At 70.0% G+C, this 13,503-nt stretch carries 14 protein-coding genes; 8 read left to right on the plus strand and 6 right to left on the minus strand.

Annotated features, from left to right (window positions below; all coding sequences use genetic code 11):
* Positions 1 to 40: 40 nt before the first annotated feature.
* Positions 41 to 1,024: a glycerophosphodiester phosphodiesterase gene (locus tag AC0HS0_RS08860; protein WP_472963272.1), complete on the minus strand. Its 984-nt coding sequence runs from the start codon at positions 1,022 to 1,024 to the stop codon at positions 41 to 43.
* Between the two features lie 170 nt (positions 1,025 to 1,194).
* On the opposite strand from AC0HS0_RS08860, the gene AC0HS0_RS08865 reads away from it, so the two are divergent.
* The 5 genes from AC0HS0_RS08865 (at position 1,195) to AC0HS0_RS08885 (ending at position 5,962) form a co-directional block, all read left to right on the plus strand.
* On the plus strand, positions 1,195 to 1,884 hold the full coding sequence (locus AC0HS0_RS08865) for a GNAT family N-acetyltransferase (protein ID WP_472963274.1): 690 nt from the start codon (positions 1,195 to 1,197) through the stop codon (positions 1,882 to 1,884).
* 137 nt (positions 1,885 to 2,021) lie between these two features.
* Complete coding sequence (locus tag AC0HS0_RS08870) at positions 2,022 to 3,539, plus strand: APC family permease (RefSeq protein ID WP_472963277.1); 1,518 nt, start codon at positions 2,022 to 2,024, stop codon at positions 3,537 to 3,539.
* Between the two features lie 89 nt (positions 3,540 to 3,628).
* The gene (locus AC0HS0_RS08875; protein ID WP_472963279.1) at positions 3,629 to 4,273 is read left to right on the plus strand and encodes a hypothetical protein; all 645 of its coding nucleotides are present in this window, start codon (positions 3,629 to 3,631) and stop codon (positions 4,271 to 4,273) included.
* Between the two features lie 169 nt (positions 4,274 to 4,442).
* Positions 4,443 to 5,252 (plus strand): YcnI family copper-binding membrane protein, encoded by an 810-nt coding sequence (locus AC0HS0_RS08880; protein WP_472963280.1) that lies wholly within the window; start codon positions 4,443 to 4,445, stop codon positions 5,250 to 5,252.
* 2 nt (positions 5,253 to 5,254) lie between these two features.
* Positions 5,255 to 5,962, plus strand: coding sequence for a copper resistance CopC family protein (locus AC0HS0_RS08885; protein ID WP_472963282.1), 708 nt, complete (start codon positions 5,255 to 5,257; stop codon positions 5,960 to 5,962).
* A 67-nt stretch (positions 5,963 to 6,029) separates the two neighbouring features.
* Here the strand turns inward: AC0HS0_RS08885 and AC0HS0_RS08890 are convergent, their stop codons facing one another.
* The gene (locus tag AC0HS0_RS08890; protein WP_472963285.1) at positions 6,030 to 6,377 is read right to left on the minus strand and encodes a hypothetical protein; all 348 of its coding nucleotides are present in this window, start codon (positions 6,375 to 6,377) and stop codon (positions 6,030 to 6,032) included.
* Between the two features lie 126 nt (positions 6,378 to 6,503).
* On the opposite strand from AC0HS0_RS08890, the gene AC0HS0_RS08895 reads away from it, so the two are divergent.
* Complete coding sequence (locus AC0HS0_RS08895) at positions 6,504 to 8,663, plus strand: ATP-dependent Clp protease ATP-binding subunit (protein WP_472963286.1); 2,160 nt, start codon at positions 6,504 to 6,506, stop codon at positions 8,661 to 8,663.
* A 54-nt stretch (positions 8,664 to 8,717) separates the two neighbouring features.
* Here AC0HS0_RS08895 and AC0HS0_RS08900 read toward each other — a convergent pair whose 3' ends face one another.
* The gene (locus tag AC0HS0_RS08900) at positions 8,718 to 9,173 is read right to left on the minus strand and encodes a GNAT family N-acetyltransferase (RefSeq protein WP_472963288.1); all 456 of its coding nucleotides are present in this window, start codon (positions 9,171 to 9,173) and stop codon (positions 8,718 to 8,720) included.
* Between the two features lie 142 nt (positions 9,174 to 9,315).
* On the opposite strand from AC0HS0_RS08900, the gene AC0HS0_RS08905 reads away from it, so the two are divergent.
* On the plus strand, positions 9,316 to 10,365 hold the full coding sequence (locus AC0HS0_RS08905) for a zinc-dependent alcohol dehydrogenase family protein (protein WP_472963290.1): 1,050 nt from the start codon (positions 9,316 to 9,318) through the stop codon (positions 10,363 to 10,365).
* 76 nt (positions 10,366 to 10,441) lie between these two features.
* Here the strand turns inward: AC0HS0_RS08905 and AC0HS0_RS08910 are convergent, their stop codons facing one another.
* Positions 10,442 to 11,032, minus strand: a complete 591-nt coding sequence (locus AC0HS0_RS08910) for a nitroreductase family protein (RefSeq protein WP_472963292.1) — start codon at positions 11,030 to 11,032, stop codon at positions 10,442 to 10,444.
* 99 nt (positions 11,033 to 11,131) lie between these two features.
* Positions 11,132 to 12,121 carry a CorA family divalent cation transporter gene (locus tag AC0HS0_RS08915; RefSeq protein WP_472963293.1) on the minus strand — a complete coding sequence of 330 codons (990 nt, stop codon included), beginning with the start codon at positions 12,119 to 12,121 and terminating at the stop codon, positions 11,132 to 11,134.
* 145 nt (positions 12,122 to 12,266) lie between these two features.
* Here AC0HS0_RS08915 and AC0HS0_RS08920 point away from each other — a divergent pair, with 145 nt between their 5' ends.
* Positions 12,267 to 12,614 (plus strand): UBP-type zinc finger domain-containing protein, encoded by a 348-nt coding sequence (locus AC0HS0_RS08920; RefSeq protein ID WP_472963295.1) that lies wholly within the window; start codon positions 12,267 to 12,269, stop codon positions 12,612 to 12,614.
* A gap of 34 nt (positions 12,615 to 12,648) precedes the next feature.
* Here the strand turns inward: AC0HS0_RS08920 and AC0HS0_RS08925 are convergent, their stop codons facing one another.
* Positions 12,649 to 13,149, minus strand: a complete 501-nt coding sequence (locus AC0HS0_RS08925) for a hypothetical protein (protein WP_472963296.1) — start codon at positions 13,147 to 13,149, stop codon at positions 12,649 to 12,651.
* Positions 13,150 to 13,503: the final 354 nt, after the last annotated feature.

Genomic DNA, 13,503 nt, shown 5'->3' on the forward strand with positions numbered 1-13,503 from the left:
TTTACGTGCCCCTCGGCGTCCGGCGCGGGCGCGTTCGCGCTCAGCCGCGCGCTTCGGCGAGCACCTCGCGCACGCCGGAGGCGACGATCCCGTCGGCGCCGCGCTGCCGCGCCGACTCCGCCGCAGCGGCGTCCGGCACCACGTGCGCGAGCACAGCCTTGCGGTACGACTTCACCTGGTCCCACATCGCCGGTGTCGCGGTGTAGTCGAGCCCGAGGGTCGTCCACCGTGACTGCGTCGTCTCCAGGAGGTGCGGATCGGCCTGCAGATCGGCAGCGTAGTAGTAGCCCCAGGTGCGGTAGCCGCGTGCCGTGGCCTCCCCTGCCCACCCCGTAGCGGTGCAGTACCCCTTGGCGACGAACGCCCGGGCCGGCGACGGCGCGCGCGACATCATCGCGAACAGCTCGGCATGGAACTCTGCTGCCACGATCTTGGGATCGACGTAGATGACGTGCGTCGCGGCGAACGCGTCGACGAGCTCCTCGAAGCGGAGGTACGGCTGGGCCGGCTGCGCGGGATTCGTCGTCTGGGCAGCGGTGATCCGGTACTGCGAGATCTCCTGCCAGGTGTGTTCGGCGGCGACGAACCCGGCCGTTCCCGACGTGCGGTCGAGCGTCGGGTCGTGGAGGCCGAACCAGACGCCGTCCTTCGTGCGCGCCAACGAGATCTCGAGCGCCTGCGCGCCGAGCTTCACGGAGTTGGCGTACCCGAGCATCGACATCTCCGGCCAGTCCCGGGAGCCGCCTCGGTGCGCGACCGTCAGCATCGCGGGTCGTGTCGGCGTCGGCGACGGCGTAGGCGACGGCGTGTGCGCGAGGAGGCCGCCACGTCCGGTCAGCACGGGGGTGAAGCCGGCGACGCCCGCGGCTCCGGCCGCGAGCAGCGCGACGCCCGCGCCGATCGAGGCCGCGACGACGGCCCGGCGGGAGACGCCGCGGCGCTCCGGGGTCTCGCCGCGCTCGGGGGCATCGCCGCGCTCCGGGCCGTCGCCCTGCGCGCCTCCACTCTGCTGCCCGTCGGTCATGCGACACCCTAGGCACATCGGAGGTCGGATCTGAAGCCACCCCAGCGGGGTCGACTCCCGGGCCTGTGCGTCTTCTATGGATCGCTTCCGCGCTTCTCACCGTGCGGGTGGAGGTCGCAGCCGCGCCATAGCACTGCGGAGTTAGCGTCGAGTCAGGAGAGGAGGATGCTGTGGCCTCTCTCCCGCGCCGCCCTCACCTGCTGCCGCGCCACCGCGGTCCGTTCCCCGGGCTGCTGGCGCTGCGTTCCCTGTGGAGCGCGCCCGCCATCGGGAGGCCGGTCGAGGCGCACGAGGTGCGGACGGCGCGCCTGCTCCTGCGGCCCTATCGGCTGTCGGACGAGGCCGATTGGCGTCGCATCGAGGACGACGAGGAGGTGCGGCACGGGCTCGACTGGCCGCTGCGCACCGCCCGCCAGGTGGGGGAGCACCTCGTCGACCGCACGGCCCACTCCACGCTCTCGCAGCCGGGCGACCTCCTGGTGCTCGCGATGGAGCTCGACGGCCACGTGATCGGCGATGTCTCGCTGCACCTGCGGACGGTGGCTCTCGAGACCCGCGTCGCCGAGATCGGCTGGCTGCAGCTCACGGCCGCGGGAGGTCACGGGTACGCCACGGAGGCCGCGCGTGCCATGCTCGACCTCGCGTTCGACGAACTCGGCGCCTGCCTGGTGACGGCTGTCGTCGACCGGTCGAACCTCGCGTCGGCGCGTCTCGCCCTGCGCCTGGGTTTCCGCCCGGCGGGCGGGACCGCCCGGCACGCCACCTTCGTCATCTCGGCGAGCGAGCATCAGCCGGGCCGGCCGGTCCGCGCGGCCTCTGAGACGTGCTCACCAGGGTCGGAAAGTGTCGAAAATCTCTGAGTTCACACAGAACGCTTTCGGTTTCCGTCACATTTCTTCGCAGCGACAACCGATTTCGTAGCAAAAAGGCTTTACGTAGGCCGCATCCACTTGCTAACGTCCCTCTGTCGCATACGCGACCCTAGCCAGGGAGAGCAATGACGCAGGAAGATTCCCGGCCGGATTCCGTAGCACTCGGCAACGGAGCCGACCCTCGCGGGGGCGAAGAAAAGCACGCGCTGCAGGCGGACGGGGTGAGCGCCGCCGGCTCCATCGTGATGGCGGTGGCGGGCAGTGCGCCCGCGTACTCCATCGCGGCCACGACCGCGACACTCGTCGGCGCTGCTGCGCTCGGCGCGCCGGCCGCACTGCTCTGGTGCGGCATCCCGATGCTCGGCATCGCTTGGGCGTTCCTCTACCTGGGACGTGCCGACGTGAACGCCGGGGCCACGTACTCGTGGGTCGCCCGAGCCCTGCACCCCATTCTCGGATTCCTGTCCGGCTGGGCGCTCGTGATCTCGGCGACGATCTTCATGGTCGCAGGAGCCCTCCCCGCCGGCGCGATGACCGTCACCCTGTTCGCCCCGGACCAGGCGAACAACGCCTGGCTGATCACCGGGGTGGGCGCGATCTGGTTCCTCGTGATGGCGGCGTGCGTGCTGTTCGGCGTGCATGTGACCGCGCGGGCGCAGTGGGTCATGTCGCTCATCGAGGTCGGTATCCTCATCCTCTTCGCGGTGCTCATGATCGTGCGTGCGGCGACCAGCAGCCATGCCGGTCCGTCGTTCTCGTGGGACTGGCTGGGCTTCAGCCACCTGACCGGTCAGGGCGTCTTCGTCTCGGCCGCGCTCATCGCCGCCTTCTACTACTGGGGCTGGGACGTCGCGTCGAACCTGAACGAGGAGACGAAGGACGGCCACAAGAACGCGGGTTCCGCCGGCATCATCGGCATCGTCATCGTCTTCCTCCTGTTCGAGATCTTCACCATCGCGACGCTGATCATGCTGCCGTCGAAGACCATCGAGAACAACAGCGCGAACATCCTCTCGGTGCTCGGCGACGCGGTCTGGCCGGGCATCGGCGGCAAGATCCTCGTCGTCGCCGTGGCGCTGTCGACCATCGCGACGCTGGAGACGACGCTCATCCAGGTGACCCGCACGCTGTTCGCCATGGGCCGCGACCACACCATCCCGAAGGCGTTCGGCCGCATCCACCCGCGCTGGAGGACGCCGGCGTTCGCGACGCTCGTGGTCGTCGGCGTCTCGATCGTCCTGTTCGTCGGCTCCAACCTGCTCGGTTCGGTGGGCGAGATCATGACCAACGCGATCGCGTCGATCGGCATGCAGATCGCGTTCTACTACACGCTCGCGGGCATCGCCGTGGTGGTCGCCTACCGCCGGGTGCTGTTCAAATCGGTGAAGAACTTTTTGCTGATCTTCCTCTGGCCGGCGGCCGGGGCGATCTTCATGGGCGTGATCTTCGTGATGGGCATCACCCAGAACGACCCGATCGTCAACATCCTCGGTGTCGGCCTGATCGTCGTGGGAATCGTGCCGCTCGTGCTCTTCTACCGCAAGGCGAAGGGCTACTACACGCGTCGTCCGCTCGAGCTCCCGGCCGAGCTCGACGCCGCGGCTCCGGCGAACATCGACGACAGGGATCCCGCAGCGCTCTGACGCCTCTCGACCCGGTGCGACCGCCGAGCATCCTCCAACCCCCGGATGCTCGGCAGTCGCGCCACTTCGACGCCGCGTAGAGTGGCCTCATGAGTTCGCGCGGAGCACGGGTCGCTCGCGGCTTCGCCGCCGCGTCCGTCGCGACCCTCGTCGCCGCGCTGTTCCACATGGTGGGCGGCGGCCTGGCGCCGAGCGCTCTCGCCCTCACTCTCAGCCTCGTCTTCTCCTCGCTCGGCAGCATCGCGCTGGTGGGAAAGCGGGTCGCTGCGTGGAGGCTTACCGTGTCGGTGCTGGTCAGTCAGTTCCTGTTCCACGCGCTCTTCACGCTGAGCCCCTCGGCGACGTTCAGCGGGATGCCGGCCGATGGTCACCTCCACACGGGCATGCACCTGACCCTGGTGCCGGGGTCGGGCTCGGCGACCTCCGCGAGCGGGATGGCGATGCCGGCGATGGTCTTCGGCGACAGCCCGTGGATGTGGCTTTCTCACGGTGCCGCCGCGCTGCTGACCATCGCCGTGCTGCTGCACGGCGAGCGCACGCTGCTGGCGGTCGCCCGCTTCGCGTTCTTCGTCCTGGGCCGGCTCGTCGACCGCGTGGCGGCGGTGCGACCCGCCTTGCAGCGGCGCCTGACCACGGCGGTCGCCGACGCCCCGCGCGTGCTGCGCCGGTTCGACACCGTGCTCGACGGGAGGCGTCGCCGCGGGCCGCCGGCGACGTTCGTCCCGGCCGGCTGAGCAGGGCCCTACGTCTCAGCACGCTGACTCGTCGCGCGTCTCACCGCCGTCCGGGGAATGCTTCCTCCCTCGCCGTCCGTCGCCCTGCACCCGCAGTGGTGCGATCGGCCGGGGGCGTCATCCATCCCCCACCCGGCCCGCCTCGACGCGGCCGAGATCGGACGAACCCATGAACAGCTCCACCACGCGCAGCCGCCTGCGCCTCCGCACCGCCGCCGTCGCCGGCACGGCCTCCGCCGCCGCGATCGCCCTCGCCCTCGCGGCGCCGCTCGCCGCCAGCGCGCATGTGCACGTCGATCCTGACCAGGCGTCCGTCGGCAGCTACGCGACGCTCACCTTCAAGGTCCCCACCGAGTCGGCGACGGCCGGCACGGTCAAGCTGGAGGTCGACCTCCCGACGGATACGCCGCTCGGCTCGGTGTCGTACCAGCCGCTCGCCGGCTGGTCGACGCAGGTGGTCACCGAGAAGCTCGCGAAGCCGATCAAGACCGACGACGGTACGGTCACCGAGGCGCCCGTCAAGATCGTCTGGACCGCCGCGCAGGGCGTGCAGATCGCGCCGGGCCAGTTCCAGCAGTTCGTGATCTCGGCCGGCGCGATGCCGAACACCGGGAGCATCGTGCTGCCGACGCACCAGTTCTACTCCGACGGCTCGGTGGTGGACTGGGACGAGAAGACCCCCGCCTCCGGTGCCGAGCCGGAGCACCCGGCTCCGACGGTATACATCACCGACGCGCCTCCGGCGGCCGATGGGGGTGCGGCCGGACTGCTGGCGACGCCGACCGCCGTCGCCCCCGCGACGTCGGCCGCGGCCTCGCCTGCGGAGGCGGCGACCGCGATCGGTCTGGGCATGGGCGGCGTGCTGCTCGGCGCCATCGCCCTCGTCGTCTCGGTGCTGGCGCTGATGCGACGTCCGCGGCCCGCGAGCGCCCTTGCGTCCAAGACGGACGGCACGAATCCGACAGAAGGAACGAAGTGACGATGCCCCAGACCAGCACACCATCCCGGCGCATCGGCCGTCGCGGCATCGCGGCCGCCGGAGCCGTGCTCGCGGCGGCCGCCCTGGCGCTCGCGCCGGCCGCGGCCGCGAGCGCGCACGACTACCTGGTCGAGAGCTCCCCTGCCAGCGGCGCGACGCAGACCGAGCCGCTGACGCAGGTGAGTCTGACGTTCAACGACCGGGTGCTCGACCTGACCGGTGACGGCAAGTCGGCGATCCTCCAGGTGACCTCGGGAGGCCGGTACTTCGAGACCGGCTGCCCGACCATCCTCGATCGCGGCGTGAGCGCGCCGGTGAAGCTCGGCGCGGCCGGCGCGTACACCGTGGACTGGCAGATCGTCTCGGCCGATGGCCACACGGTCTCGGGGACCTACGGGTTCGAGTACAAGCCGGCCTCGGGCACTGCGGCGGCGTCCGGCGGCTCGGCAACGCCGACCTGCGGCGCCCCGGAGACCCCTGGAGCGGTCGCGACCCCGGGGGCGGTGGCCCCATCGCCCGGTCAGACGCTTTCGACCTCGGCGCCCGCGACCGCGCCGTCGTCGACTGACAGCGGCCTCCCGCTGGTGATCGGCATCGGCATCGGGATCGTCGTCCTCGCCCTGCTCGGCGTGGTCATCGTCATCCTCACCGCGCGGCGCAAGCCCCCGCAGCCTCCGAAGGCCCCGCAGCCTCCCACCTCGCAGGACTGACCCGCGAAGGGCACGTCGTTGTCGCTTTCCGCCCCTGAAAGCGACAACGACGTGCCCTTCGGCGTTCTCAATCGCGCTCGCGCTTGCGCTTCCTGGCGCTCGGTGCGTCCAGCAGAGAAAGCCAGAACAGCAGCGCCAGCAGGCCGAAGATCACCAGCGCGAGCACGAGGTCGGTCCACTCGAACGGGATGAACGTGCCGTCGATCGACAGCACCAGGATCGTCTCGATGATCCCGAAGATCAGGAAGAACACGCCGAGGAGGGTGCGCGTCAGCCGGACGCGCCCGCGACGATGCACCTCCACCCGCCTCAGCTCCACCATGAGGGTGAGCAGGAGCAGGGGGAGGACCTGGGCGAGCGTCGCGGCGGTCGCGCTGTCGAGGAGCACGACCCGCACGTCCAACGGGTCGATCATGGAGTTCAGGCTAGTCGCACGCGACGCACCGGGGCGTCGACGAAATTCGGAATACCCCTCGCCAAACCAAAGTTGAGCTTAGTAGACTCAACTTTGTCACAGGACTTCGAAAGGAAACCACGGAGAATGGCGAACATGCAAGGCGCCCCCTCCACGCAGGAGGAGGCGAAGAGCGCCCTCGAACAGTACGGCATCAACCTCACCGAGATCGCGAAGAGCGGCAAGCTCGATCCGGTCATCGGGCGTGACGCCGAGATCCGCCGAGTCAGCCAGGTACTGACGCGGCGCACCAAGAACAACCCCGTGCTCATCGGCGAGCCCGGCGTCGGCAAGACCGCCGTCGTCGAAGGGCTGGCCCAGCGCATCGTCGCCGGCGACGTCGCCGACTCGCTCAAGGGCAAGCAGCTCGTGTCGCTCGACCTCTCCGCCCTGGTGGCCGGCGCGATGTACCGCGGCCAGTTCGAGGAGCGGCTCAAGGCCGTCCTCAAGGAGATCAACGACGCCGAAGGCGAGATCATCACCTTCGTCGACGAGCTGCACATCCTGATGGGCGCCGGTGGCGGGGAGGGCTCCGTCGCGGCCTCCAACATGCTCAAGCCCATGCTGGCTCGCGGCGAGCTGCGCCTGATCGGCGCCACGACGCTCAACGAGTACCGGGAGTTCATCGAGAAAGACGCTGCACTCGAGCGCCGGTTCCAGCAGGTCTATGTGGGTGAGCCGAGCGTGGAGGACACGGTCGCGATCCTGCGCGGGCTCAAGGGCCGCTACGAGGCGCACCACGGCGTCACGATCGAGGACTCCGCGCTGGTCGCCGCGGCCTCCCTGTCGAACCGGTACATCACCGCGCGTCAGTTGCCCGACAAGGCGATCGACCTGATCGACGAAGCCGCCAGCCGGCTGAAGATGGAGATCGACTCCGCCCCGGTGGAGATCGACACCCTGCAGCGCCAGGTCGAGCGCATGAAGCTCGAGGAGTTCGCGCTCAAGAAAGAGAAGGACGAGGCCAGCAAGGAGCGCCTCGAGCAGCTCCGCCAGCGCCTCCACGAGCAGGAGGGCGAACTGGAGGCGCTGCAGGAGCGGTGGCGGGCCGAGAAGGCCTCCCTCAACCGCGTGGGCGAGCTGCGATCGCAGCTCGACGAGGCCAAGACCCGGCGCGATCTCGCGTTGCGCGACGGCCGCTACCAGGAGGCCTCGCGCATCGAGTACGAGACGATCCCGGGCATCGAGCGCGAGCTGGCGGAGGCCGAGCAGGCCGAGCAGAACCCCGACCACCCGCGCATGGTGAACGAGCAGGTCACCGCCGACGACATCGCCGCCGTAGTGGCTGCATGGACCGGCATCCCGGTCGCCCGGCTCACGCAGGGCGAGACGGAGAAGCTGCTGCACCTCGAGCACGAGCTGGGCCGCCGCATCATCGGACAGAAGAAGGCCGTGCAGGCGGTCGCCGACGCCGTGCGCCGCACGCGCGCGGGCATCTCCGACCCGGGTCGGCCGACGGGCTCGTTCCTGTTCCTCGGCCCCACGGGCGTCGGCAAGACCGAGCTCGCGAAGGCGCTCGCCGCGTTCCTGTTCGACGACGAGAAGGCGATGGTGCGCATCGACATGAGCGAGTACGGCGAGAAGTTCTCCGTCTCGCGGCTCGTCGGTGCCCCTCCCGGCTATGTGGGTTACGAGCAGGGCGGTCAGCTGACCGAGGCCGTGCGGCGGCGTCCGTACTCCGTCATCCTGCTCGACGAGGTCGAGAAGGCGCACCCCGAGGTGTTCGACGTGCTGCTGCAGGTGCTCGACGACGGCCGCCTCACCGACGGGCAGGGTCGCACGGTCGACTTCCGCAACACCATCCTCATCCTGACCTCCAACCTCGGCAGCCAGCACCTGGTCGACCCGACGCTCGACGAGACCGAGCGCGAGGAGGCCGTGCTGCAGATGGTGCGGCAGGCGTTCAAGCCGGAGTTCGTCAACCGCCTCGACGACATCGTGGTGTTCTCCGCCCTCAGCCAGGAGGAGCTCGGCGAGATCGTCGAACTGAACATCGACCGGCTGATGCGGCGGCTGGAGGAGCGCCGGCTGGAGCTGGCGGTCACTCCGGACGCCCGGCGGTGGCTGGCCGAGCGCGGCTACGACCCGATCTACGGAGCGCGTCCGCTGCGTCGCTTGATGCAGCGCGAGATCGAGGACCGGCTGGCCACCGAGCTTCTCGCGGGCGAGATCCGCGACGGGGACCAGGTGCGGGTCGATCTGGACCCGGCCGGCGATCGTCTCACCGTCGCTCCCGTTCGCGATTAGCCGCCGATCGGCGTCGGCGGCCCGTCAGTCGGCGGCCCGTCAGTCGTCGGCTCGTCAGTCGTCGGCGCCGGTCGCCATCAGCAGCAGGCCGAACTGTTCGGCCACGATCTCGAATCCGTGCCGCGCGTAGAACAGGCGCGTTCCCCGATCCGCCGCGTCCACGAGCACGGTGGCGTGATCGCCGGCGCGCAGCAGTTCTCGCAGGGCGGTGGAGGCCACCCCGCGCCTCCGGCGGGCCGCGAGCACGACGAGCGCGACGATGTGGATGCGAGCGCCTGCGCGGTCCGTGGTGATCGCCCCGGCGGCCTGACCGCTGTCGATCAGGATCGAGGTGCGTGCGCCGGGGTGGCGCGCGCGGAGGTCGGCAGCGTGGTCCCGGTACCGCCGAGAACCGCTCGCTCGGGGTGTGCCGTGCGCGGCCGCCTCATGATCGGACTCTTCGAAGGCCTGGCGGAGGAGCGGTTCGTCGGCGGGCGTCGCAGGTCGCATCGCGACAGTGCTCACCGCCATCCGCCGTCCTTCCGCAGAGCCGCTTTCGGGGCCGCGCTCGTCGGGTCGGGCGGCGCGGAGTCTGGATGCGAGCCTAGGACATCGGAGTGCTCGCCCTCTGGCCCGCAGACGGGGCACATCCCGTCGGCGTAGGCTCTCCCTCATGCTTGCGACCGTGATCCACGGCGAACGCGACGTTCGCCTCGAAGAAGTGCCCGACCCCGTCCTGTCCACCGGCGGCGACGCCATCGTGCGTGTAGTGGCGGCGTGCGTGTGCGGCTCCGACCTGTGGCCGTACCGCGGCGTCACGCCGACCACGCGCCCGCGCCGCATCGGCCACGAGTTCGTCGGCGTCGTAGAAGAGGTCGGCCCGGAGGTGCGCACGATCGCCGTCGGCGACTTCGTCATCGCGCCGTTCTACGACTGCGACATGACCTGCGCCAACTGCAAGAACGGCGTCAGCACGTCGTGCCTCCACGGCGGCGCATGGGGTGCGAACGACGAGCTCGGCGGCTTCGCCGACGGCGGCCAAGGCCAGAAGGTGCGGGTTCCGCACGCCGACGGCTCGCTCGTGGCGACGCCCGAGTACCCGAGCGACGACCTCATCCCGAGCCTGCTCACGTTGTCGGACGTCATGGGCACCGGCCACCACGCCGCGCTGTCGGCGGGCGTCACCCGGGGCAGCACGGTCGTCGTGGTCGGCGATGGCGCGGTCGGCCTCTGCGCGGTGCTCGCGTCCGCGCGGCTGGGCGCCTCCCGCATCGTCGCCATGTCGCGGCACGAGTCCCGCCAGGCGCTCGCGCGCGAGTTCGGCGCGACGGACATCGTGGCCGAGCGCGGCGACGAGGGCATCGCCGCAGTCAAGGCACTCTTCGACGGGATCGGCCCGGACTGCGTCCTGGAGGCGGTCGGCACCAAGGAGTCGATGGACCAGGCGATCCGCTCGGCCCGGCCCGGCGGCATGGTGGGCTACGTCGGCGTGCCGAACGGTGGCGCCGAGCTGCCCATCCGCACGCTCTTCAACACGAACGTCGGCGTGAACGGCGGCGTCGCGCCGGTGCGCAACTACGTGGAGGAGCTGCTGCAGGACGTCTGGTCCGGCGCCATCCAGCCCGGCCGGGTGTTCGACCTCGAGCTGCCGCTCGAAGACATCGGTGAGGCCTACGCCGCCATGGACGAGCGCCGCGCGATCAAGACCCTCGTGCGCCCCTAGCCCAGTACGCCGAAGGGCACGTCGTTGTCACTTTTCCGTGTGGAAACCGACAACGACGTGCCCTTCGCGTTCTGGCTCAGGAGTTGACGACCAGGAGGTCGTCGAGCGCGTTGCGGGTGCGCGGCGCGAGCTCGCGCTCACGCAGCGGCTCCGGGAGGGCGTCCACGTCGCCGAGCATGCCGACGGCGGTCACCGAGACCGGGCGGAAGCGCTCGTCGAGGTCGAACGCGGCACGCAGGCCCGCGGCGTCGAAGCCGCCCATCTGGTGGGTGTGGAGGCCGTCGTGGTGCGCCTGCACGCTGAAGTGGGCGACCGCCTGGCCGACGTCGTAGGTGGCCCAGCGGCGCTCGTTGCCGTCGGTGTCGACGACTTCGGCGAGGGCGACGACGAGAGCTCCAGCAGCGCCCGCCCAGGCCTGGTTGAAGCCCATGAGGTTCGCGACGATCGTGTCGAACGCAGCGCTGCCGCGGCGGGCGACGATGAAGCGCCAGGGCTGGGAGTTGTTGGCCGACGGCGACCAGCGTGCGGCCTCCAAGGCGGCAGTGAGCTTGGCCTCGTCGATCACGGCCTCGGTGTCGAAGGCGCGCGGGCTCCAGCGCTCTGCGAGTGCGGGAAGCAGCGGGTAGGACGTGTCGGCGGTGCGGGTGACGGTGTCGATCAGCGACATGGGATGGTTCTCCTCGACGGTGGTTCGGTGATGCTCGAGGCTCCATTGCCCAGCTATATCCATGAGAACACATGGATCGACTTCTCTATTCCAGAGGGTTCACAGCCAGTCCTTGCGTTTGAATGCGACGTACAGCCCGCCGCAGCCGACCACCATGAGCAGCGTGGAGGTCCACAGCCCACCCATCGAGTTGAAGCCCGGGTACGGGAGGTTCTGGCCGTAGAAGCCGGTGACCGCCGCGGGGATGGCGATGATCGCCGCCCAGCTGGTCACCTTCTTCATGATCACGTTGAGTCGGTTGCCCTCCATCGCGATCTGGGTGTCGGAGAGCGCGGTCACCAGGTCGCGCAGCGAGTCCGCCCACTCCACGTGGTGCACACCCCGGTCGTAGAGCCCCTGGAACAGCGGGAACAGGGGGGCGCTGACGCAGTCGGCCTCCCGTCGCAGCAGGGCGTCGACCGCGTCGCGGAGCGGCAGCAGGCAGCGGCGCAGCCGGGAGGCCGACTTGCGCAGCTGGTACACGCGGGTCTGGATCGCGGCCGGCTTCGCCCCCTGTGCCAGCAGTACGTCTTCGATGTCGTCGAGTTCGTCGTCGAGCGCTTCCAGGGCCGCCCCGGCCTCCCCGAGCAGCTCGTCGAGCACGATCCAGAGCAGCCAGCCGACTCCCTGGTCGCGGTGGCGCTTCTCGGAGTCGAGCCGTGCGCGCAACGGGGCGGTGTCGAACCCGCCGTCGTGATCGAGGATCAGCAGTCGCGGCAGCACGTAGATGTGGAGGTCGGCCACCACGAGCTGGAAGGTCGGCTCCTCCAGCTGCACGCGGTGCGCCGACAGCCGCACGTGCTCGCCGGCGACCAGAGGCATATGCCCGGTCGACGCGGACGCCGGAGGATGCAGGAGTTCGGGTGCACCGAGGCGCTCCGCGATCTCAGGCAGCTGCAGCCGGTCGGGGTCGCTGATCTCGAGGTAGCCGAACGCGGTGCTCGTCTGGAGGTCGTCGAGCAGCTCGCCGATCGTCGCGACCTGTGTGCGCTCGTCGCCGTCGAACAGCGCGCCGCGAACGTGGAGCGACTCCTGGACCTGCTGCGTCACGCGACCTCCTCTTGATGCGACGCTCCAACTTACGGCCTCCTGTGCTGGGACGCGGCAGGACGCGCATGATGGTTCTCTCAGGCTAGCGGGCACTTCCCCCGGCCACGCGACCTGCCTAGGCTGACGCCGAAACGAGGAGAGACCGATGACCGATGGAATCGATCCCGCCGTCCCGCCCTCGGGCGCGGGCTGCGTCGACTGCGACGCCTCCGGCGGCTGGTGGGTGCACCTGCGACGGTGCGCCGAATGCGGCCACGTCGGCTGCTGCGACGACTCATTGTCGCGGCACGCGCGGGCGCACGCGGCCGAGACCGGGCACCCGGTCATCCAGAGCTTCGAGCCGGGTGAGGAGTGGTTCTGGGACTTCACCCGCCGCGCCTACATCGACGGGCCGCGGCTGGCGCCGCCGGACAGCCGGCCGGAGTCGCAGACCGTCCCCGGGCCGCGGGAGCGGGTGCCGGCGGACTGGCAGAGAATCCTCGCCGACCGCTAGCAGGCCGCGCGCCGACAGTGCCGGGCGATCGGCGTTACGGCGCCAGATCCTTGTACTGCGGCAGCCCGCCGTCCAGCACCGGCACGTTGAGCGTCTCGGTCTCCGTGCTCGTCTCGAATGTCACGTAGGCCAGCGAGCCCGGCTTCGCGCCGAGCCCCTGGAACAGGACCGACTCGCCGTCGGAGGTGCCCGTCTGCACCGACTCGGCGGGCTTCACGGTCACCGTCTCGGTGCCCGAGTCGGTGCTGATCCGCACGTCCTCGTTCTTTTCGCCCTGATTGACGAGGGTGGCCACCAGACTCGTGGTCCCGGAGGGGTCCGTCGTGAGCAGAACCGCGTTCCCGATGAAGATCGCGCCGATGTCGCCGTTGACGCCGTCCGCCGTCTCTTTGATGTCTTTCGTGTCCTGCGGAGCGAACAGGTCGCAGCCCGTGAGGAGGCCGAGGACGGCGACTCCGACGATCGCGGCGGCCACGCGGCGACGCGCGATCAGCTGGCGGGTCGTCCGGCGGGTGGAGCGCTCGACTGCGGTCACGGCGTCAGCATAGCCCCGGGGCGACGTCCGCAGTAGAGGCGTCTCGCGAGCCTGCGAGGGTACTCCGCATGTGAACGCTGTGTGACGACCGTGTAAAAGTTCGTAATCTTTCAGGGAGCGCTCCCACAGCTGCTCCGGGGTACACGATCTCGTCCGTCCGACGCGCGCCACTCCCGGGATTCCGATTGCGGATTGCGGCTCTCATCTGCGCTTCGAGTACTTCGGTACCGAGCGGTATGCCGTGTCGGCGTGTCTGCGGACATGTCCCCCGAATGCAGACCGGCCGCGTGCCGTCAAGTGCGTTCCACCCCTACTTGCGGGCCACGAGCGCGCCCCGTAGAACTATGAAAACCC

The sequence above is a fragment of the Leifsonia sp. PARNA 1/14 genome (assembly GCF_055720965.1).